This window comes from Streptomyces sp. NPDC059398, from assembly GCF_042751845.1.
GTDB lineage: Bacteria > Actinomycetota > Actinomycetes > Streptomycetales > Streptomycetaceae > Streptomyces.
The window spans coordinates 1-20,270 of the sequence record NZ_JBHYWP010000121.1 but is presented as its reverse complement, the minus strand read 5'-3'; the positions used below and the strand labels follow the sequence as shown (position 1 = coordinate 20,270).

Annotated in this window: 17 protein-coding genes and 2 pseudogenes; 12 read left to right on the top strand and 7 right to left on the bottom strand. The window is 68.5% G+C overall.

Going from position 1 to position 20,270, the window contains the following annotated elements; genetic code table 11:
- Positions 1–98 precede the first annotated feature (98 nt).
- Positions 99–290 (bottom strand): hypothetical protein, encoded by a 192-nt coding sequence (locus ACFXBC_RS31110; protein ID WP_385031997.1) that lies wholly within the window; start codon positions 288–290, stop codon positions 99–101.
- Positions 291–799: 509 nt separating this feature from the next.
- Between ACFXBC_RS31110 and ACFXBC_RS31105 the strand changes: the two genes are divergently transcribed.
- Positions 800–1,987: an acyltransferase family protein gene (locus ACFXBC_RS31105; RefSeq protein ID WP_385031994.1), complete on the top strand. Its 1,188-nt coding sequence runs from the start codon at positions 800–802 to the stop codon at positions 1,985–1,987.
- A gap of 123 nt (positions 1,988–2,110) precedes the next feature.
- Here the strand turns inward: ACFXBC_RS31105 and ACFXBC_RS31100 are convergent, their stop codons facing one another.
- Positions 2,111–3,274 (bottom strand): PP2C family protein-serine/threonine phosphatase, encoded by a 1,164-nt coding sequence (locus ACFXBC_RS31100; protein WP_385031991.1) that lies wholly within the window; start codon positions 3,272–3,274, stop codon positions 2,111–2,113.
- A gap of 104 nt (positions 3,275–3,378) precedes the next feature.
- Between ACFXBC_RS31100 and ACFXBC_RS31095 the strand changes: the two genes are divergently transcribed.
- Positions 3,379–4,608: a GNAT family N-acetyltransferase gene (locus ACFXBC_RS31095; protein ID WP_385031988.1), complete on the top strand. Its 1,230-nt coding sequence runs from the start codon at positions 3,379–3,381 to the stop codon at positions 4,606–4,608.
- An 81-nt stretch (positions 4,609–4,689) separates the two neighbouring features.
- On the opposite strand, the gene ACFXBC_RS31090 is transcribed toward ACFXBC_RS31095, so the two are convergent.
- Positions 4,690–5,499: an Fpg/Nei family DNA glycosylase gene (locus ACFXBC_RS31090; RefSeq protein WP_385031985.1), complete on the bottom strand. Its 810-nt coding sequence runs from the start codon at positions 5,497–5,499 to the stop codon at positions 4,690–4,692.
- 8 nt (positions 5,500–5,507) lie between these two features.
- A complete protein-coding gene (locus tag ACFXBC_RS31085; protein ID WP_385031982.1) occupies positions 5,508–5,996 on the bottom strand; it encodes a ribose-5-phosphate isomerase in 489 nt (162 codons plus the stop codon).
- 87 nt (positions 5,997–6,083) lie between these two features.
- Between ACFXBC_RS31085 and ACFXBC_RS31080 the strand changes: the two genes are divergently transcribed.
- A complete protein-coding gene (locus ACFXBC_RS31080) occupies positions 6,084–7,517 on the top strand; it encodes an amino acid permease (protein ID WP_385031980.1) in 1,434 nt (477 codons plus the stop codon).
- Between the two features lie 103 nt (positions 7,518–7,620).
- Here the strand turns inward: ACFXBC_RS31080 and ACFXBC_RS31075 are convergent, their stop codons facing one another.
- Positions 7,621–8,205, bottom strand: a complete 585-nt coding sequence (locus tag ACFXBC_RS31075) for a biotin transporter BioY (protein WP_385031977.1) — start codon at positions 8,203–8,205, stop codon at positions 7,621–7,623.
- Between the two features lie 272 nt (positions 8,206–8,477).
- Between ACFXBC_RS31075 and ACFXBC_RS31070 the strand changes: the two genes are divergently transcribed.
- The 7 genes from ACFXBC_RS31070 (at position 8,478) to ACFXBC_RS31040 (ending at position 16,456) form a co-directional block, all read left to right on the top strand.
- A complete protein-coding gene (locus ACFXBC_RS31070; RefSeq protein WP_385031974.1) occupies positions 8,478–9,860 on the top strand; it encodes an amino acid permease in 1,383 nt (460 codons plus the stop codon).
- 192 nt (positions 9,861–10,052) lie between these two features.
- Positions 10,053–10,694: a superoxide dismutase gene (locus tag ACFXBC_RS31065; RefSeq protein WP_356825844.1), complete on the top strand. Its 642-nt coding sequence runs from the start codon at positions 10,053–10,055 to the stop codon at positions 10,692–10,694.
- Between the two features lie 716 nt (positions 10,695–11,410).
- Positions 11,411–12,640: a helix-turn-helix domain-containing protein gene (locus tag ACFXBC_RS31060; protein WP_385032006.1), complete on the top strand. Its 1,230-nt coding sequence runs from the start codon at positions 11,411–11,413 to the stop codon at positions 12,638–12,640.
- A 283-nt stretch (positions 12,641–12,923) separates the two neighbouring features.
- Entirely contained in the window at positions 12,924–13,139 is a 216-nt protein-coding gene (locus tag ACFXBC_RS31055; protein WP_385031971.1) for a hypothetical protein, read from the top strand.
- Positions 13,140–13,440: 301 nt separating this feature from the next.
- Positions 13,441–14,673, top strand: coding sequence for a hypothetical protein (locus ACFXBC_RS31050; protein ID WP_385032003.1), 1,233 nt, complete (start codon positions 13,441–13,443; stop codon positions 14,671–14,673).
- A gap of 104 nt (positions 14,674–14,777) precedes the next feature.
- Positions 14,778–16,100 (top strand): UDP-glucose dehydrogenase family protein, encoded by a 1,323-nt coding sequence (locus ACFXBC_RS31045; protein WP_385031968.1) that lies wholly within the window; start codon positions 14,778–14,780, stop codon positions 16,098–16,100.
- Between the two features lie 26 nt (positions 16,101–16,126).
- Complete coding sequence (locus ACFXBC_RS31040) at positions 16,127–16,456, top strand: MazG-like family protein (protein ID WP_385031965.1); 330 nt, start codon at positions 16,127–16,129, stop codon at positions 16,454–16,456.
- Between the two features lie 1,039 nt (positions 16,457–17,495).
- On the opposite strand, the pseudogene ACFXBC_RS31035 reads toward ACFXBC_RS31040, so the two are convergent.
- Positions 17,496–17,994, bottom strand: a pseudogene (locus ACFXBC_RS31035) (flavoprotein).
- Entirely contained in the window at positions 17,991–18,293 is a 303-nt protein-coding gene (locus tag ACFXBC_RS31030) for a hypothetical protein (RefSeq protein ID WP_385031962.1), read from the bottom strand. The pseudogene ACFXBC_RS31035 and the gene ACFXBC_RS31030 overlap by 4 nt, the downstream one beginning before the upstream one ends.
- Before the next feature lie 401 nt (positions 18,294–18,694).
- Between ACFXBC_RS31030 and ACFXBC_RS31025 the strand changes: the two are divergent.
- A pseudogene (locus tag ACFXBC_RS31025) lies at positions 18,695–19,619 on the top strand (IS481 family transposase).
- A 122-nt stretch (positions 19,620–19,741) separates the two neighbouring features.
- The coding region (locus ACFXBC_RS31020) for a transposase (RefSeq protein ID WP_385031960.1) at positions 19,742–20,270 on the top strand (529 nt) is incomplete at its 3' end.

The following is a 20,270-nucleotide window of genomic DNA, read 5'->3' as shown; positions in this document are numbered from 1 at the left end:
GCCCGCCCCGGCCGACGCCCCGTAGGCAATCAGGGTGGCCCCGGGGCGCATCCACCCGCCGCGGGGGGTGGGGGGGGGGGCCCGCCGCGGCCGCGATCTCAGTTTATCGGTTTGTGGTTGTGGTCTATCGTGTGGCGCACCCTTTTGACCGCGGGCCCCACCCCCGCCCACGCCAGGAAGAAGCCGAAGAGCATGGCGACGATCGCCGGACCGGCCTTGATGGATCCACCGCGGATCAACACCACAAGGACGATCGCCAACAGCAGCACCACTGACAGTGAAATGGCCACAACTGATCACAACCCTTGGTCGGTCCGCCTTGCCGGCCGGGAACGATGCCGCTCCAGCACTTCTTCCGCGGCTCCATGGTGCCACCAACAGCCCTGTGGTTGTTGCCCGGTGACGAAACGGCGCCGATCGGATCGCGCCATCCCGCACCCCTCGCGCGCCGGGCCACGACGCCGGGCGCGCGGGCGCCGCCGGGGCGTGCGACGGCAATTTCCGGACGGTGCGGCCCGCCACTCCCGGAGAGAAATCCGAATCGATCGTTTCACTGCCCACACATACCGTTCACAGATGATTGCGATAACGGTGAATCACGCTTGAAGCAGACCCGGCACAGCCCCACAAGCCGGTCGTTATGCACCATTTAAGTGGGATCAAGTACCCCATATGCATACATAAGATCAGGGTAGTAAAGGTAAGCCCCGGGGGTACACGTACTGCGAATATCACAGACATCCCACAGACATCCGAGAGGGTTTTACGTATTCCCTCACGCGACGCTAGGGTTCCTCGAATGGTTCATGCTCCACACGAATATCAGCGGGCCCCACTCCCCCTGGCGCGGGAGACGGAACCCGAAACCTCCACGGACGCACAGGCGCCGCCCAGACCTGGCGCAGCGCACACACAGGCGCCCGCCCCCGGCGCCAAGAAGCAGCGCAACGCGCTCTTCGACAACGCGAAGTTCCTGGCCATCGTGCTCGTGGCCATGGCCCACGCGTGGGAACCGATCATGGACGGCAGCCGCACCACCCGGGCGCTCTACATGTTCGTCTACACGTTCCACATGCCCGCTTTCATCATTATCTCGGGATATTTCTCCCGCAGTTTTGACATGCGTCCCGACCGGCTGCGCCGGCTGGTGACGGGTGTCGTCGTTCCTTACGTGATCTTCGAGACCACTTACTCGCTGTACGAGAAGTGGGGGAACAACGACCCCGGTCACGAGATCAGCCTGCTCGACCCGTACTTCCTGACGTGGTTCCTCATCGCCCTCTTCATCTGGCGGCTCACCACGCCGATCTGGCTCAATCTGCGCTATCCGCTGACCCTCTCACTCGTCATCGCTCTTCTCGCATCGGTCACGCCCAACATCGGTGACGACCTCGATCTGCAGCGTGTGCTCCAGTTCCTGCCGTTCTTCGTGCTCGGTCTGAAGCTCAGGCCCGAGCACTTCCAGTGGGTGCAGCGGCGCGGTGCGCGGCCGGTGGCCGTGGTGATCATGCTGGCCACGGTGGTGTTCGCCTACTGGGCCGCGCCCAGGATGACGCTCAACTGGTTCTACCGGGGCACCAGCGCCCAGCAGCTCGGCGTCGACTGGTGGGAGGGCATCGTGATGACCCTCGGCCTGACCGCGTGCGGGCTGGTGCTGACCGCCTGCTTCCTGGCCCTGGTACCGCGTAACAGGACCTGGTTCACCGGGCTCGGCGCCGGCACGCTCTGCGGTTATCTGCTGCACGGTCTGCTGATCAAGACCATCGAGTACACCGGCCTGATCGACGACTACGGCTGGCTGAAGAGCCCGCTGGGCGAGGTGTTCGCGACCCTCTTCATGGCGGCTGCCGTGACGCTGTTCTGCACCCCGCCGGTGCGGCGCGTGATGCGCTTCGCCACGGAGCCGGAGATGAAGTGGGCGTTCCGTTCCGACCCGGTGCAGAACGCCCGGGAGCGGGAGCGCGAGCGCGAGAAGGTTCCGGCCTAGCGTCGGCCCGGCAGACCCGGTCCCCGAGCTGAACCAGCAGTACGAGAAGTGGCGCCCCGTCCGGCGGAGAACCGGGCGGGGCGCGGCTCTGCGACGGGGGGCACAGCCCCGGACCCGCCCCCCCTACAGCACCGGCCCCGCATCGCTGTCGCGGCAGATCAGCAGCAGCGCCCTGTCGTCGTTCACGTCCTTGGCGACCGCCTCGATGAGATGCCAGGCCGCGCCCTCGAAGGTGCTGGCCACATAGCGGTCGGCCTCCCCCGTCAGCCGGTCGATCCCCTCGCTGATGTCCCGGCCGGGCGCCTCGACCAGGCCGTCCGTGAAGAGCATCAGGACATCGCCGGGTCCGAGCGACCCCTTGGCCGCGTCGAACTGGGCACCGTCGTAGACGCCGAGCAGCGGGCCTTCGCCCGACTTCTCCTCCCAGAGGCCGCTGCCCGCGTGGAGTTGGAGCGCGGGGAGGTGGCCGGCCGAGAGGAGTTCGTAGTCGCCGGTGTCCAGGTCGAGGACCAGATGGATCGAGGTGGCGAACCCCTCGTCCCAGTCCTGGCGCAGCAGATAGCCGTTGGCCGCGTGCAAGAAGTCATGGGGCGGCAGCGAGCCGAGGAGCCCGCCGAAGGCTCCCGAGAGCAGCAGGGCGCGGGAGCCCGCATCCATCCCCTTGCCCGAGACATCGGTGAGGACGACCTCCAGGACGCGTCCGCCGCTGGTGCGCGCGGCGACCACGAAGTCTCCCGAGAAGGACTGCCCGCCGGCCGGCCGCAGCGCCATCTCGTGGTGCCAGCCCTGCGGCAGCCGGGGCAGCTGGCTCTGGACGCGGATCCGTTCGCGCAGGTCGAAGAGCATGGTCCCGCCGCGCCGCCAGGGCACCCCGACCCGGCTGCGGAACTGCGCGATGAGCAGGCCGAAGAGCCCGCAGGCGGCCACCGTGAGGACCATGCCGGGGGTGACCGGCGCGGTGCCGTCGGTGTACGGGCCGAGCTTGACCGACTCGACGATGAGGGCCGCGGCCGCGGCGGCGTACAGGCCCAGCAGGCTCGCCGGCCGGAGCAGCAGTCCGCCGGCCACGATGGGCAGGACCAGCGTCGAGGGTGAGCACCAGTCCGGGGTGAGGATGGTCGCCCAGGCCAGTGCGGGGACGGTCAGCAGGAGGGTGGCGAGGGCGAGTCCTTCGGAACCGTCGCCGCGGAAGTAGTCGACCCCGGACCGGCGCAGCACGGTTCTGGCCCGGTGCACCGACTTCCGCATCCGGGCCGTGAACGCTTCTTCTCCGACGCGACCGGCCATGGCTCGGACCTTATCCACCCGCGCGGCTCCCGCGCAGGGGGACCCTGTGACCTCGCGTTCGAAATTGGCTCGCCCGGTGGGGGACCCGCTGGTAGGGATGGCGCATGGACACAGAGCTGCGAGTGCTGCGCCGCGAGGAGATGGACACCTGGTACGAGGGGCTGATCCGGGCCTTCGGCGGAGTGGACGAATCGCCCGAGGAGCGGGCACTCTGGGACGAACTCACCGAATACGAACGGTCGATCGCCGCCTGGGAGGGCGACCAGTGCGTGGGCACGGCGGGGGCGTTCAGCTTCTCGCTCTCGGTGCCGGGCGGCGGATATCTGCCGACGGCGGGCGTGACCATGGTCAGCGTCGCTGCGACGCACCGGCGGCGCGGGATCCTGACGTCCATGATGCGGCGGCAGTTGGACCACGTACGGGCGCTCGGTGAGCCGCTGGCCGTACTGACCGTGTCGGAGCCCGCGATCTACGGCCGGTTCGGATACGGCGTCGCCACCCGGCAGTTGACGGCCGAGATCGACACCTCGCGGGTGACGCTCGCGGTCCCGCCGGGGACCGATGCCGTACGGCTGCGGTACGTGCCGGTCCTGGAGGCGGCCGCGCGCTGCGAGGAGCTGTACGTACGCTCCATCGGTTCGCGCCCCGGGATGCCCCGGCGGGCGCCCGGCTGGGAGCGGCTGCCGCTGCTCGACCCGCCGTCCGAGCGTGAGGGCGGTTCGCCGCTCCAGTGTGTGATCGCCGAGCGGGACGGCGAGTTGGTGGGGTACGCGCGTTTCCACACAAAGCCCGAATCGGATGCGGCGGGCCCCAGGGGCTCGGTGCGGCTGCGTCATCTCGAAGCGGTGGACCCGGCGGCGGGCGCCGCTCTGTGGCGTTTTCTGTTCGGTATCGATCTGACGTCGACGCTGCATGTCCGCAACCGGCCCCTGGACGACTCCTGGCAGTATCTGGTGTCGGACATCCGCAGGTGCCGGGTCCAGGTGCGCGATGTGCTGCATCTGCGGCTGGTGGATGTGGGGGCGGCGCTCGGCGGCCGGACCTACCGGGCCCCGGTGGACGTGGTGTTCGGCGTCCAGGACGACTTCTGCCCCTGGAACAGCGGGAATTGGCGGCTGACCGGGGACGCCAAGGGCGCCACCTGTGTACGGACCGACGACCCGGCCGATCTCGAACTGTCCGTACGGGAGTTGGGCGCCGCCTATCTGGGCGGTACGCCGCTCACCGCGCTGGCGGGGGCCGGTCTGGTGCGGGAGCTGCGGCCGGGGTCACTGGCCGGGGCGTCGCTCGCCTTCGGTTCGGACATCGCGCCCTGGCTGCCGCACGGCTTCTGACCCCACGGGGGCCGGTCGCGACCGCCTCCGGCCACACGGGTGCCGCCCGCGCCGCCTCCGGCCGCGGACCCGCCGGGACGGCTAACGCCGCTGGCAGTCCGGGCACCAGAAGAGGTTGCGGGCGGCCAGGGGCGCGGTGCGGATCTCGGCGCCGCAGAGATGGCAGTCCATCCCGGCCCGGCGGTAGACGTACACCTCACCGCCGTGGTCGTCGACCCTCGGCGCCCGGCCGGTCGCCTCGGGCATGTGCTCGGGGCGGACGGTGTCGATGCGGTTGTTCCGTACGCCCTCGCGCATCAGGAGGACCAGATCGGCCCAGACCGCGTCCCATTCGGCGCGGGTCAGGTCCCTCCCCGTGCGGTAGGGGTCGATGCCGTGCCGGAAGAGGACCTCGGCGCGGTAGACGTTGCCGACGCCCGCGATCACCTTCTGGTCCATGAGCAGCGCTGCCACGGAGGTACGGGAACGGGAGATCCGCGACCAGGCCCGGTCCGGGGAGTCGCCGGGCCTCAGCGGGTCCGGTCCGAGCCGGTCGTGTATGGCCTGCTTCTCGCCGTCCGTGATCAGCGCGCAGGTGGTCGGGCCGCGCAGGTCGGCGTAGGCCTCGTCGTTGACCAGGCGCAGCCGGACGGTGTCGGTGGGCGGCGCCGCGGGCGCGGTGCCGAAGCCGAGCTTCCCGAACAGGCCGAGGTGGATATGGATCCACCCGCCCGAACCGAAGCCCAGGAAGAGATGCTTCCCGTGCGCCTCGGCCGTCTCCAGGATGTGGCGGTCGATGAGCGCCGCGCTGCCGGAGAACCTGCCCTGCGGGCTGGAGGCACGCACAGGCCGGCCGCCGAACCTCTCGAAGTGGTCGGCGGCCAGTCGGTGGATCGTGTGACCCTCGGGCACCGGGGCGGTCAGTCCTTCTGCGGGTGGTGGGCCGGGACGGGCGGGAGTTCGCCGGTCGCCTCGTACGCGGTGAGCATGTCGATCCGGCGCTGGTGGCGCTCCTCGCCGGAGTACGGGGTGGCGAGGAAGACCTCGACGAACTTCACCGCCTCCTCCTGCGTGTGCATCCGGCCGCCGACCGAGATGACGTTGGCGTTGTTGTGCTCACGGCCGAGCGCCGCGGTCTGCTCGCTCCAGGCGAGCACCGCCCGTACGCCCTTGACCTTGTTGGCCGCGATCTGCTCGCCGTTGCCGGAACCGCCGATGACGATCCCGAGGCTGTCGGGGTCCCCCGCCGTCTTCACGGCGGCCCGGAGGCAGAACGGCGGGTAGTCGTCCACGGCGTCATAGATGTGGGGGCCGCAGTCCACGGGCTCATGGCCGTGGGCGGTGAGCCAGTCGACGAGGTGGTTCTTGAGTTCGTATCCGGCATGATCGGAACCGAGGTACACGCGCATGCTTCGAGTGTGGCACGACGGGTAGGTGGGACGCCTGGTCGGGGCACGTAAGACGGGCCCCGTTCGCGACAATTAAGGACAGAGAGCATGAGTGCTGCACCTCCTTCGCGAGTCGCCGACAGATCGCCCGACGGCGATTCCCCCGACGGACTTCAGGCCGGTCTGAAGAACCGCCACCTCTCGATGATCGCCATTGGCGGCGTGATCGGTGCGGGACTCTTCGTCGGCTCGGGGGCCGGAATCAACGCCGCGGGCCCCGGCATTCTGCTCTCCTACGCGCTGACCGGGCTGCTCGTCGTCCTGGTGATGCGGATGCTGGGCGAGATGGCCGCGGCCGACCCGGTCTCCGGTTCCTTCTCCACCTACGCCGACCGGGCGCTCGGCCGGTGGGCCGGTTTCACCATCGGCTGGCTCTACTGGTTCTTCTGGGCCGTGGTACTCGCCGTGGAGGCGACAGCGGCCGCGTCGATCCTCACCGGGTGGGTGCCGGCGATACCCCAGTGGGCGTGGGCGCTCCTGGTGATGCTGGTGCTGACCGGCACCAATCTGATCTCGGTCGGGTCGTTCGGCGAATTCGAATTCTGGTTCGCCGGGATCAAGGTCGTCTCGATCATTGCCTTCATCGTGATCGGGCTGCTCGCCGTCTTCGGTCTGCCGCCGGGCGGCGACCCGGCCGGGATGAGCAATCTGACCGGGCACGGGGGCTTCCTGCCGAACGGTCCCGGCGCGATCCTCTCCGGGATGCTGCTGGTCGTCTTCTCCTTCATGGGTTCGGAGATCGTGACGCTGGCCGCCGCCGAGTCGCCCAACCCGGTGGTGGCCGTCCGCAAGGCGGTCAACAGTGTGATCTGGCGGATCGCGCTCTTCTACATCGGCTCGATCTTCGTCATCGTCACGCTGCTGCCGTGGGACTCCAAAGCGGTCACGGCCAGCCCGTACGTGGCCGTGCTCGACTCGCTGGACATCCCGGGCGCCGGCACGATCATGGACATCGTGGTGCTGACCGCGGTGCTCTCCTGTCTCAACTCCGGTCTGTACACGGCCTCCAGGATGGCCTTCTCGCTCGGACAGCGCGGTGACGCCCCGAAGGCGTTCGCCACGGTCAACCGGGGCGGCGTGCCCGCCGTTGCGATCTGGGCGTCGGTCGCGTTCGGATTCGTCGCGGTGTTCTTCAACTACATCGCGCAGGACACCGTCTTCCAGTTCCTGCTGAACTCGTCGGGCGCGGTGGCCCTCTTCGTCTGGCTGGTGATCTGCTTCTCGCAGCTGCGGATGCGGCGCAGGATCGAGCGCGAGAACCCGGAGCTGCTGACCGTACGGATGTGGCTGTACCCGTATCTGACCTGGGCGACGATCGGCCTGATCCTCTTCGTGGTCGGCTACATGCTGTACGACACCGACGGGCGCAAGCAGATGCTGCTCTCGGTGCTCGCAGCCGTGGTGGTGCTGGTGGTCGCGGTGGTACGGGACCGCCGGCGGAAGGCCGTCGCGCCGGTGGACCCGGCCGCGACCGGCGGCTGATCCGACAGCGCCGCCCCCATGCGGGAGGGGCCGCCCCCGGTTCGCCGGGTGCGGCCCCTCCGTATGTCGGTATGTGTCTGTATCTCTGTGCGCCGCCCGCGGGTCAGCCGCGGCGGCCCGCCAGCTTCCAGGCGCTCGGCAGCGCGCCCATCGCGAGGGCTGCCTTCAGCGCGTCGCCGATGAGGAACGGGACGAGACCGGCGGCGATGGCGGCGGACGCGGACATCCCGGTGGTCAGCGCCAGGTACGGGACGCCGACCGCGTAGATGATGGCCGAGCCGAGGACCATGGTGCCGGCGGTGCGCAGCACGGAGCGGTCGCCGCCGCGCCGGGCCAGGGCGCCGACCGTGGCCGATGCCAGCAGCATGCCCAGGACGTAGCCGAAGGTTGCGCCGCCGGCGCCCGACGCGCCGTTCGCGAACCACGGCATGCCCGCCATGCCCACCAGCGCGTACACCGCGAGCGAGAGGAAACCGCGGCGCGCGCCGAGCGAGGCGCCCACCAGGAGCGCGGCGAAGGTCTGGCCGGTGACCGGGACCGGGGAGCCGGGGACCGGCACGGCGATCTGCGCCGCGATGCCGGTGAGCGCGGCGCCGCCGAGCACGAGCGCGATGTCGCGCGTACGGGTGGCCGGCAGCAGATCGGCGAGGACCGCTCCGGGGCGGGTGGTGGCGGCAGCAGTGCTCATCGGGACTCCGCGGGTGAGGGCAGGTGGGGACAGGCTGACGTTAGCGCGGCGGCCCGCCCGGGAACACCATCAGCGGCCCACAAAGCGGAGGTTGGGCCTTTGGTTGGTTTCATACAAAGGGTGCGGTTCAACCGTCTTCGCGCGTGATGCTCGTCACTGGAGGTCCTGGCAGGTAGATCTCCGTTGCGGAACGGGTGACCCCTTGGGGACACTGTGGGATCTCACCAAAACGTCCGTCCCCGTCGTCCAGAGCATCGCGAGCGTCCAGCACCATGTCCGAACCCCTCCGGGCGGAGCCTCTCTCCGCCGGGCTGAAGCAGCGCCATCTGACCATGCTCGGCCTGGGCGGGGTGATCGGCGCCGGGCTCTTCGTGGGCTCGGGCGCGGGCATCGCGGTCGCGGGCCCCGGCATCGTCGTCTCCTATCTGATCGCGGGGGTACTCGCGACGCTCGTGATGCGGATGCTCGGCGAGATGTCGTCGGCACTGCCCGCCTCCGGTTCGTTCTCGGTGCACGCGGAGCGGGCGCTGGGGCGCTGGGCCGGGTTCACGGTGGGGTGGCTGTACTGGTTCCTGCTGGTGGTCGTCCTCGCGGTGGAGGCGACGGCCGCGGCGCAGATCGCCAACGGCTGGGTGCCCGGCGTACCGCAGTGGGCCTGGGTGCTGGTCTTCATGGTGGTCTTCACCGTCGCCAACCTCGCGGCCGTACGGAACTTCGGTGAGTTCGAGTTCTGGTTCGCGGCGCTGAAGATCGGCGCGATCGTCCTCTTCCTGGTGCTGGGACTGCTCGCGGTCTTCGGAGTGCTCCCGGACACCGACCCGGTCGGGCTGACCCATCTCACCGGACAGGGCGGCTTCCTCCCGCACGGCTGGCACGGAGTGATTTCCGGTGTGCTCGCGGTCGTCTTCGCCTTCGGCGGTCTGGAGGTCGTGACGATCGCCGCGGCGGAGACCGAGAACCCGGTGCGCGCGGTGGGCCGGGCGGTGCGCAGTGCGGTGTTCCGGATCCTCTTCTTCTACGTCGGGTCGATGCTGGTCATCGTGACGGTGCTGCCCTGGAGTGCGCAGCGGGCAGGGCTCTCGCCCTATGTGACGGTGCTCGACTCGATCGGCGTACCGTCCGCCGGGACCATCATGAACATCGTCGTCTTCGTGGCGATGCTCTCCGCACTGAACGCCAATCTCTACGGCTCGTCCCGGATGATCTTCTCGCTGGCCGAGCGGGGCGAGGCACCGCGCGGACTGCTCAAGGTCACCGGCAGCGTGCCGCGCCGGGCGGTTCTCGCCTCGGTCGCCTTCGGCTTCGTGTCGGTCCTGCTCAATCTGGAGTGGCCCGACTCGGTCTTCCTCTACATGCTCAACGCGGTCGGCGCGGTCCTGCTGTTCGTCTGGGCGCTGATCGCCGCCTCCCAGCTGAGGCTGCGCCGCAGGATCGAGCGGGAGACCCCGGAGCTGCTGCAGCTGAGGATGTGGGGCTTCCCGTGGCTGAGCTGGGCCACGCTGGCCGGTCTTGCGGTGGTCTTCGTCCTGATGCTGACCGACGCCACGGCCCGCCCGCAGCTGCTGTGGTCACTGGGTGCCACGGCCGTGGTGCTGGCGGCCGCAGGCGTACGGGAGTTGAGCGCGCGACGCCGACCTGCCGCCGCCCGGGGCTGACGGCCGGGGCCCATACGACCAGGAGTACAGGAGTACCGGAAGGGCGGGCGCCGTACAGGGCGCCCGCCCTTCCGGCTGTACACCGTATGCGGCACTCGCCCGTGCGGCGGGGCCTCCCGCGCCCTATCTGCACCTGCTGCTAGCCTGCACTTGCATACAGCTTGCAATAAGCAGTCGGAGGGCTCGGACGACATGGCGACTTACACACTTCCTGAACTTCCGTACGACTACGCGGCGCTGGAGCCGGTGATCAATCCCCAGATCATCGAGCTGCACCACGACAAGCACCACGCGGCGTATGTGAAGGGCGCGAACGACACGCTGGAGCAGTTGGCGGAGGCGCGTGACAAGGACCAGTGGGGCGCGGTGAACGGGCTGGAGAAGAACCTCGCGTTCCACCTCTCCGGTCACATCCTGCACAGCATCTACTGGCACAACATGACCGGCGACGGCGGCGGCGAGCCCCTCGACAAGGACGGCGTCGGTGACCTCGCCGGGGCCATCGCCGAGTCCTTCGGCTCCTTCGCCAAGTTCAAGGCCCAGCTGACCAAGGCCGCCGCGACCACCCAGGGTTCCGGCTGGGGCGTCCTCGCGTACGAGCCGGTCAGCGGTCGGCTCATCGTCGAGCAGATCTACGACCACCAGGGCAACGTCGGCCAGGGTTCGGTGCCGGTCCTGGTCTTCGACGCCTGGGAGCACGCCTTCTACCTGCAGTACAAGAACCAGAAGGTGGACTTCATCGAGGCGATGTGGAAGGTCGTCAACTGGCAGGATGTGGCGAAGCGTTACGCCGCGGCCAAGGAGCGCGCCGACGTACTGCTGCTCGCGCCCTGACGGGGCGGTGTTGCTGATGGCGCGGTGTTCCTGACGGCGCGGCGCTTCGGATGTCCCGCTCATGACGTCCTGCTCGTGATCGTCTTCTCAACCTTCACCTGCAGGCGGATGAAAACAGCCGGCCCCCGCGAGGACGTGACTCGCGGGGGTCGGCTGCGGGCGTATCGGCGCCCGCTTCCCTCTCGGACGCCCAGCGCCACGCTCGGCAGGTATGCCGGATCGGAGAGGATCAGCGAAGAGCTCGTGAACAGCGGCACCACCGGGTCGACGGCGGCGTCGGCCCCTGCGAGATAGAGCTATGCCGTGCGCCCCTCACCTGGCGGCTGTCCGAAGACGGCACCGTCGATGGCTGCGGAGCCGGGACGGATCTCCTCGGCGGTGACCGCTGCGCGGCATGAAGCCGGGGGCAAGACGGTCAATGGCTGCCTTCGGCAAAACGCGGCGTGGTGTGTTCCTCATCAACATGGTCTGCTGCCGGGGAGCAGCAACGGCGGAGGACTCGGCACCTGGCTCGGGCACGCCGGTCGCCGACAGGGCAAAGGTTTCCTGCCGCGTGTTGGCCCTTCATGGCGAGACCGGGAACACGGCTGTGGCATTGCTGATCCCGGCAGCTCGTCTCACGCACAAGCCGCGTCATGGGTACCGTGCTGGAGACGAACTCTGTACGGACGGACCGGCGATCGCGCCGGATCGTCCGGCGGCCGGGAGGTGTCCTGATGCTGGAGGAAGCCGAGGAGATCGGCAAGCGCGTTCGCAGGGCGAGGCTGCGGCTGGGGATGCCGCAGGCCGATCTGGCGACGGCCCTGGGAAAGTCGCAGGGCTGGGTGTCGAAAATGGAACGTGGCCTGATCGAGCTGGACCGGGTCGGGCTGCTCAACCAATTGGCCGCAGAGTTGCACGTCCATCCGAACGACCTGATCGGGCGCCCGTACAGCAGCTCCCCCGACGACAACCAGTGGCAGGTTGCCGCCTCGTCGATCCTGCGCGAGCTGCGCCGCTATGACCTCGTCCCCGTCTTCGACGGGGCTCCGCGGCCCGCATCACAGCTGTGGCGTGAGGTGACGCGGCTGCACCGCCTGCGGGACACCGCTTCCAACGTGGCGATTCTCCGGGTTCTCCCAGACCTGTTCCGCGAGGCGCGCGCCCTGGCAGAGGAGTCGGAGGGGCACGAGCGGGAGGAGGCGTATGCCATCTACGCCGTGTGCTGCAAGTTCGCGCACACCGCCGCCCACGCCCTCGGGCATCCCGAACTGGTCGCCATGGCGTGCGAGCGGGCCGCGTGGTCGGCCAGGCTGTCGGGGGACCCCGTGTTGCCCGCCGTCGCCGACTGGATGCGGGTCTGGGACATGTGGGCGACGGCGGACTGGACCGACGCCCTGACGCTCTCGGACAAGGCGATCGCCTCGGTGGAGCAGGAGTACGACCGTGGCGAACCGCTGGCCGTACGAGCCTGGGGCACGCTGCAACTGCGAGCTGCGGTCTCCGCTGCCCGAGCCGGCCGCGCCTCGGAGGCCGAGGACCGGATCGGTCACGCGAAAGCTGCTGCCGAACGCATGGACGCGTACGTCGGAGCGCCGGTGTACGACCGGCACTCGCTGACGTTCTCCGCCGGGAACGTGCAGATCCACGCGATCAGCGTGGCTCTGGAGATGGGTAAGCAGGGCAAGGCCCTTGAGATAAACCGTCGTACCAGCCCAGACCTGGTCGGGTCGTTGCCCAACTCCCGTCAGGTGCATCACCACATGGATGTCGCGCGTGCCTGGCTGTGGGACGGGAACCGGATAAAGGCCCTGGCCGAGCTGGAGGCAGCCGAGCGGATCGCGCCCCAGCTCGTGCGGAATCATCCCATCGCCCGTTCGACGCTACGCAGCATCGTCTACGCGGAACGAGCAGTGACGCGGGAGAAGTTGCGGCGCATGTCCGACCATTTCCACCTGGACGGATAGGGGTCGTATTCCTCCGGCTCATATTCGAGGGTCGTCGTGTCCCTAACTTCAGAGCATGACGCGACAACCCTCTCCTCATCTCCCTTCGCAGGGAGCCGAGTTAGGTACGGCATCCCCCTTCGTTCCACGGCTCGGCGACCTCGCCACCGACAGCGCCCGTGAAGGTCGTGTCGGTGTCGTGGTCGCCCTCCCCGGTGAGGGCTCCGCCACGACCTACCACTTGCGCCCGCCCGGAGGCGGAACCCAGTGGTCCGCGCCCGCCGACAGGACGACGCTCAGGCCCGTGCCGGCGAAGGCCACGCACGCGACGCTGGCCGGCCGGGACGCGGTCTACGACCGGAGGGCCCGGCAAGGCTCGGTCCCCGTCGAGTTCCACTTCGACGACGGCTCGACCCTTGACGGCGCACTCATCCTCACCACGGCGGAGCTGGAGCGGCTGTACGCGCAGACCAGCCGCCTCCTGGATGCGCACGAACGCAGTCTCGGCGGCATCCCGTGACCGGGGCTCGACACCGCCGCGCCCGAAGCGCCGCATCCATCACCCCTAGGCCCGACGGCGGAGACCGGCTCGCGCTCTTGTTCCTGGCCGTCGTTGGCCTGGTCGGTCCGGCCTGGGCAATGCACGAGCAGGCCACTCCGCTTCTCAACGGCGTCGGCCACCGACCCTCTGCCATCGCAGCGGACGCGAGTCCGTCCTCGGACCGCTGAGGCCGCTCCGGATCCAGCGCGATCCGTCTGCCGCGCAGCCGCACCCTGTCAGCCATCTGGAACATCCACGCGTGATTCTTCAGGGAGGAATCGTGGACATCCCGTACATCGTCATCGACCAGCTCGTCCCCGAGCAGCAGCGAGTCTGGAACACCTACTTCGGTGACGCCGACCGCCCCCGCTACATCGAAGAGGGCATCTGGCGCCGCACCCAGGAGAAGGACACCGCCGGCCAGTCCGGCTGGGCAACCTCCGACGACGCCCGGCGGCGGATCATTCACTACCGTTACCGGTACGGCCTGGTGCCCACCACAGCGGCACCGGCCATCGGCTTGACCGACCTGTACCTCTACCACTCCACGTCCGCCCCGGCCGACGAGATCGACGCGCACCATGACGCGCTCCTGGACTCGCTCGCCGCCGGCGGTTGGAGAGAAGCACCTGGCGGCTTCTTATGGACCCGCCGGGACCTGAAGTGCCGCATCACCGAGCACGACGTCCATCCCCAGGACGCGGCTGTCGGCCGCGCGCTGCCCCCTGGCTACCAGAGTCTGGATGTGCAGATCGCCTCAGTGGCCTATGCCCCTCCGCCCTCGGTCCGGCAACTTCCGTGGAACGTGCTGTCCACCGGCATCCGGCGCAAAGACCGCCCAGGCACGCCGACGCGCATCACGGATCTGTCCGTGCTGGCGGACCTGCGACCGTTCCAGGTGGAGATCGGCTGCGGTACGTCGGTGGAGGCGGGCATCCCGCCCCTGCACCGGCTCCACGAGATCTACCGGGTCACCGACCGCCAGGGGCACGAACCGCGGGAACACCGCTTCACACTCTCGCCGACGGCTGACACGCTCCTCCACGAGGTACTGACCGAGCCTGAGGAGAAGGCGGCGGAGTTCGTCGAGATGTTCCGCGCCTGCTTCCTCGCCGAGCCCACCCCAGCGATGCGGGCGCTCAAGGAGCTGAAGGACGCCGGCCACCTCGTCGGGCCGGTCATCACCAACAACTTCGATGTCCTGGCCGCCCGCGCCGGGCTCGACGAGTGCTTCATGCGTCGGTACGACCAGGCCGTGCCCGATGTCGAATGGGGCGACGGCGCCAAGGCCCTCCTCGTCATCGGTCTGCATGCCGACCGACGCAAGGTGCAGGCTCGCGCCCGCGAGCGGGGCATGCAGGTTGTCTACCTCGACCCGGAGGGCTTCTGGCACGACGGCGAGTTCATGCCGTACCCGCTGGAAGGGCCCCAGGACGGGGACCTGGTGTGCCGGGCCACCGCCGCCGAAGCGCTGCCCGCTCTCGTCAACGTCCTGAAGCAGCAGCGAGGTTGACCCACCTGCACGAAGAGGGTCGCGCCGGGTGCGGGCGCGAGCGTGGCGCACCCGGCCGGCCCGGACTCACCGGGCGGGCGAGTACAGGGAAAGGAGCGTCGACCATGCGCGTATCCGTCATCGGCTGCGGTCACCTGGGCATCCCCCACGCCGCTGCCATGGCCGAGATCGGCCACGAGGTCATCGGCGTGGACCTGGACCAGGCGAAGATCGACCGCCTCAACGCCGGCGAGTGCCCCATCTACGAGGAGGGCCTGCCGGAACTCCTGGCTACGCACACCGCGTCCGGGCAGCTGCGGTTCACCACCAGCCTCGCCGAGGCGGGTGAATTCGCGGACGTCCACTTCCTCGCGGTGGGCACGCCGATCGACGCGGACGGGCGGAGCTACGACACCGGCCAGGTCTTCGGCGCCGCCCGCGCACTGGCCCCGCACCTGACCCGCCCGACGGTGATCATCGGCAAGTCCACGGTCACCGTCGGCACCTCCCGCGATCTCGGCGCACTTCTCTCGCGCCTCTCTCCAGCTGGTGAGGACGTGGAGGTCGTCTGGAACCCGGAGTTCCTGCGCGAGGGTCACGCCATCGATGACACCCTGCGACCCGACCGGATCGTGGTCGGCGTCCCCTCGACCCGCGCGGAGGACGTCGTACGCCAGGTGTACGCGCCGCTCCTGGCCGACGGCATCCCGCTGTTCGTCACCGATCCGGCCACGGCCGAGCTGATCAAGGGCGCGGCGAACGCGTACCTCGGTATGAAGATCTCGTTCATCAACGGCGTCGCCGACATGTGCGCTGCGGCGGGGGCCGACGTCCAGCAGCTGACCGAGGCCATCGGCGTGGACCCGCGCATCGGCCGCGGCGGCCTGAACGCCGGCCCCGGGTACGGCGGCGGCTGCCTCCCCAAGGACGTCCGCGCCTTCACCGCTTCCGCCCGTACCTTGGGCGCCACGGAGGCTGCGACCATGCTGCGCGCGGCGGAGGAGGTCAACGAATCACGCCCCACCGCCGCGCTGAAGCTCATCGAGCAGACCCTTGGCCGCCCGGTGGACGGCGTATGCGTGACCGTCTGGGGCGCGTCCTTCAAGGCCGGCACCAACGACGTACGCGAATCCCCGGCTCTGGCGATCGCCGCGCTGATGCACCAGCGCGGCGCGACGGTCACCGTCCACGACCCGCACGCCGTACCCAGTGCGCTGCGCCGCAACCCCGAACTCGACTACGCCGACACCCTCGACGCCTCCGCCCAGGGCGCCGAACTGATCGTCCTGGCCACGGAATGGCCCCACTTCCACGAGGCCGATCCCAAGGCCCTCGCCCCACTGGTCGCGGCCCCGGTCCTCGTCGACCTCCGCAACCTCATCGACGCCGACGCTTGGCGCATGGCCGGATGGACCGTACGCCAGCTCGGACGCCCCGCACAGGAATAACCGAACCCATCGATCGGAGGTCCGACGTGGACACCCTGTGGGACAACATCGACAAGCTCTCCGCCGTCTGCCGTGCGGCAGGCGCCCATCTCCCCGACGAGGAACTCAAAGCCCTCCAGGTCGGCAAGGTTGCTGAGGAAGCCGGCGAGGCCATGCACGCCCTACACGGTCTGAAGGGCCTCACCACCTGCGACGACGACCACACCTGGGCCGAGGTCCAGAACGACCTGGTCGGCGCCGTCATCGCGGCCCTCCTGGCGATGCACTACATCGACCCCACAGGCGCCCGCGCCACCTTCGACGAGATCCTCCACCGCCGGACGCGAAGGGGCCGCGAGGCCGCTGCGGCGGCATGACAGCCTCCAAACACACCGTCGGCCGCCCACCAGGCGCGGCCGACGGCCACGCTCAGGTGCGAGTATCGGCAGCCATCTGCTGCCAGGGCGGAAAACCCTTCCCCACAGCACCAGGGCATCCGGCTCCAGCTCTCCGCAGAGGAAAGCGCAAGCTCACGGCTTCAAACAGCCTCTGCGGGAGCACTCGTCCATCTTGGATAGGAGGGACACCGCTCGTGGGTGTCGGCCGAACCGTGGGGAGCGGTTCCCATCCCGGGCACCTCGTTCCAAGCAGGGCAGAGCATTCCCGGCCAGGGGCGCCAAGGTCGCTCGTACAACGGCGCGCTCCACCTTGGTTCCCTGCCCACGCCCGATCCACAGAGTGCGGGCTGAAGGCAAACGGAATAGGAGCCAGCGTAGACGGTAGGACATAATGTGAGAATCACCTACAACCAAGGCGGTTGCCATCCCGCCTCGCGATACAGGCCCTCGAAAGGCTTATCCATATTCGAAAACATTGAATGCGAGTAGACGTCGGTAATTCGAGAACCCAAGATCTCCTTTCGAGTGCTACTCGTATCTGGGTATCCCATATCGCGGCGAGTTGCCAGGGCAAAATCAGCATAGAGCCTCATGAACACAACGGGAGGCGTTGGGGGTTAAAGCTCCCCTGCATGAAATTATGAAAGGACCTAACCGCTTCATCGGAACCGAAAATAGCGACCCAGGTGGCAAATTCGGAGATTTCAGCACGGAAAGTTTCTTCATTCACCGCACGACGATCTAGCATATCTTTTAGCGTGTTCATCATAGGTTTGTACGTGTCATACTTTTTCTCGGGGATCCTCGATGCCCAGCAGAGCCGACAACAGCGGTCAGATACGGCTCTCAGAGACAGAGGCCCATCCACCACCGCTGCAAAACCCCAGTTCAAGGCTCCTCTGGCAGCCCAAGCACCGCTGATTCCCAAGCTCAGCGCGCAAGTTCGATTCTCGTCACCCGCTCCACATGAAAGCCCCGAGCCAACGGCTCAGGGCTTCTTTGTTGTCAACGACGCGAATCACGCCTTCGCTGCCACTCTGGCGGTAAGCAGGTCGAGTGCTTCCTCCCAGTGAAATCGGTCTGTCTCGCCGCCCGCCTTCGGGCCGGTGGGGTTCGTAGGAGCCGATCAAACTGCCCACCGGGCGCAGTTTCCGCAGGCTCTCGGCGTAGGCGGGGTGGGCGGGTCTGGGCAGAGTTCACGTAGGGCAGGGCGGTGGCGGGGTGCCGAGGCAGTAGGACTCGCAGAGGATGCCCAGGGCCAAGATGTCGGAGATGCCTGTCGCCCACTTGTTGATCGTGTTGAACGTCCGGGGCCGGGAGGGGCTGGGGGAGCGTTATGCGGAACGGATCGGGTAGCCAGTCAGTGCCTCGATGGCCTCGGCGCCGATGAAATTCGGGCCCTGCGGGGTCGCGACGACGCCCAGGCCCCAACCGGCTTCCAGGGCCGCACCGATCAGCTGGCCGACATCACCGGCAATGCCCGACCCGCACAAGACGACATAGAGAAGGGGCTTCATGGCCTGCCGACCGGGCGGCGAACGTCCTGCGCCACGCAATTCTCGGCAATGCGGAGCGCCCGGTACCCCTGGTTGATCCAGAGAGCAGCCCGTCGCCCGAGGCTGGAATGTGCCGTCGCATGAGGGCGCGCGGCCTTCAGGGCAGGCCCGGCGTCGCTGAAGGCCACCGCGGCGCCCACCCCGTACAGACTGACTTTCGTCGGGCAGAAGTTGACCCAGAGGTCGGACCGGTCGAACGTGACAAAAGCGAGAACTCCCATTCCTTCGGCGACCGCAGGCAACACCAGGTCATGCGGCACGTACCGCCAGGCGCACCCCCCATGTGCGTACAGCGCCGTGCCCAAGACAAACACGGCGCAAGAACTACAGCGACTGGTCCATTCGCCGCGGATGCAGCGGCACGACCACCTGCCAGTGAGCGACCGTCGACGGATGCTCAGGTGCAGGCTCGCAGAGACAGACCGCACGCCACGCCCCTCGCAAGAGAAGGCGCACCAGTGGGGGATCCACGTTTCCAAACTCGAAGCACGCTTCTGGTGCCCCACCATCGCCCCTCCGACGAAGGCCCAGGTCGGCGTCTAGGTGTTCTGTCTCGGGAGGTTGTGGACGGGTGAGCCAGGTCTCAGCTGAGGGATCTTAAACAGGCGAGGGCCTTCGGTTCCGTGTGGATTGCGACATCTACACCAACAGAAAGGCCCTCGTGCCCCACCGTAATGCACCCCTGACCGAGACCGGCCGTCTGCGGCTGGCCCGCTGCGTGGTCGAGGACGGCTGGCCCTTGCGCCGAGCCGCCGAGCGCTTCCAGGTCTCACCCACCACAGCCCAGCGGTGGGCCGGCCGCTACCGCGCGCACGGCGAGGCCGGGATGGCCGACCTCTCCTCCCGCCCCCGCACCAGACCAAACGCAGGATCGTCAAGGTCCACTGCCGCGCCGATGGGGACCGGCCCGCATCGCGGGCCTGCTACGACTCGTTCCCTCGACGGTCCACCGCGTACTCACCCGCTTCGGCCTGGCATGCCTGACCCATGTGGACCGGGCCACCGGCCGGGCGATACGCCGCTACGAACGCCCCCGGCCAGGCGAACTGGTGCGCGTGGACATCAAGAAGCTCGGCAACATCCCCGACGGCGGCGGACACAAGGTCCTGGGCCGCAAGGCCGGCCGCAAGACCCGCTCCAACGCCGGCTACAGCTACACCGCCGTCGACGACCACTCCCGCCTGGCCTACAGCGAGATCCTCACCGACGAGAAGAAGGAGACCGCCACCGCCTTCTGGGCCCGCGCCCACACGTTCTTCACCAACTGCGGCATCACCGTCGAGCGGGTCCTGACAGACAACGGCGCCTGCTACAAGTCGCACACCTGGCGCGATGCGCTCACAGCAGCCGGCATCACGCACAAACGCACCAGGCCCTACCGACCGCAGACGAACGGCAAGGTCGAACGCCTCAACCGCACGCTCCTGGACGAGTGGGCCTACGCCCGCCCGTACCGCTCAGAGGCCGAGCGCCGCGAGGCATTCCCCGGATGGCTGCACACCTACAATCACCACCGCGGACACACCGCACTGAAGGGCCAACCACCCGCCAGCCGCGTCCCCAACCTCTCAGGGCAATACGTCTAGCCTCGGGGTTTCATGAGGTGGGCTGTCCAAAGCGGGATCGAAAACGCGAGAAGTGCTACTGACCTGCAACGATAGGACTTGTCGAGGGTCCAGATCGTGCCGTGGAAAGAAGCACTTCTCAGGTGAAGAAGCGTATCGGGTTGTACCCGCGTGTCCGCATCGAGGACGGTGGCCGGGCCGTGGTGTCCCAGGCCGGGGGCGTGCTGCTGGTCGAGACCGCCCGCAAGGCCGGGCTGGACACCGCGGTATCCGCGGCGCTGGCGCCGTGGCGGAAGGCTCGGGCGGTGGACGATCCAGGCAAGATTCTGCTGGATGTGGCCCTGGCCGTCGCCCTCGGCGGAGACTGCCTGGCCGACGTCGGCATGCTGCGGGCCGAGCCGGTGGCCTCCGACCCGACCGTTTCCCCCCTCGTCGACACCCTGGCCGCGTCCGGCCCGAAGGCCCTGAACGCGATCCCGTCAGCGAGAGCCGAAGTACGCGAGCGAATAAAGAAGTTGGCTGGAGCCTCGTCGCCGGACGCCTCCGGGCAGGTGATCGTGGACCTGGACCTGGACGTGGTGCTGGTACTGGCCCACTCCGACAAGGAGGACGCAGCCGCGACCTGGAAGAAGACCTTCGGACATCACCCGCTGATGGGGTTCGTCGATCACG

Excerpts from the sequence above, each read along its gene's own strand:
- ACFXBC_RS31105 (WP_385031994.1), top strand. The coding sequence starts at position 800 with ATGGTTCATGCTCCACACGAATATCAGCGGGCCCCACTCCCCCTGGCG.
- ACFXBC_RS31100 (WP_385031991.1), bottom strand. The coding sequence starts at position 3,274 with ATGGCCGGTCGCGTCGGAGAAGAAGCGTTCACGGCCCGGATGCGGAAG.
- ACFXBC_RS31095 (WP_385031988.1), top strand. The coding sequence starts at position 3,379 with ATGGACACAGAGCTGCGAGTGCTGCGCCGCGAGGAGATGGACACCTGG.
- ACFXBC_RS31085 (WP_385031982.1), bottom strand. The coding sequence starts at position 5,996 with ATGCGCGTGTACCTCGGTTCCGATCATGCCGGATACGAACTCAAGAAC.
- ACFXBC_RS31080 (WP_385031980.1), top strand. The coding sequence starts at position 6,084 with ATGAGTGCTGCACCTCCTTCGCGAGTCGCCGACAGATCGCCCGACGGC.
- ACFXBC_RS31075 (WP_385031977.1), bottom strand. The coding sequence starts at position 8,205 with ATGAGCACTGCTGCCGCCACCACCCGCCCCGGAGCGGTCCTCGCCGAT.
- ACFXBC_RS31070 (WP_385031974.1), top strand. The coding sequence starts at position 8,478 with ATGTCCGAACCCCTCCGGGCGGAGCCTCTCTCCGCCGGGCTGAAGCAG.
- ACFXBC_RS31065 (WP_356825844.1), top strand. The coding sequence starts at position 10,053 with ATGGCGACTTACACACTTCCTGAACTTCCGTACGACTACGCGGCGCTG.
- ACFXBC_RS31060 (WP_385032006.1), top strand. The coding sequence starts at position 11,411 with ATGCTGGAGGAAGCCGAGGAGATCGGCAAGCGCGTTCGCAGGGCGAGG.
- ACFXBC_RS31045 (WP_385031968.1), top strand. The coding sequence starts at position 14,778 with ATGCGCGTATCCGTCATCGGCTGCGGTCACCTGGGCATCCCCCACGCC.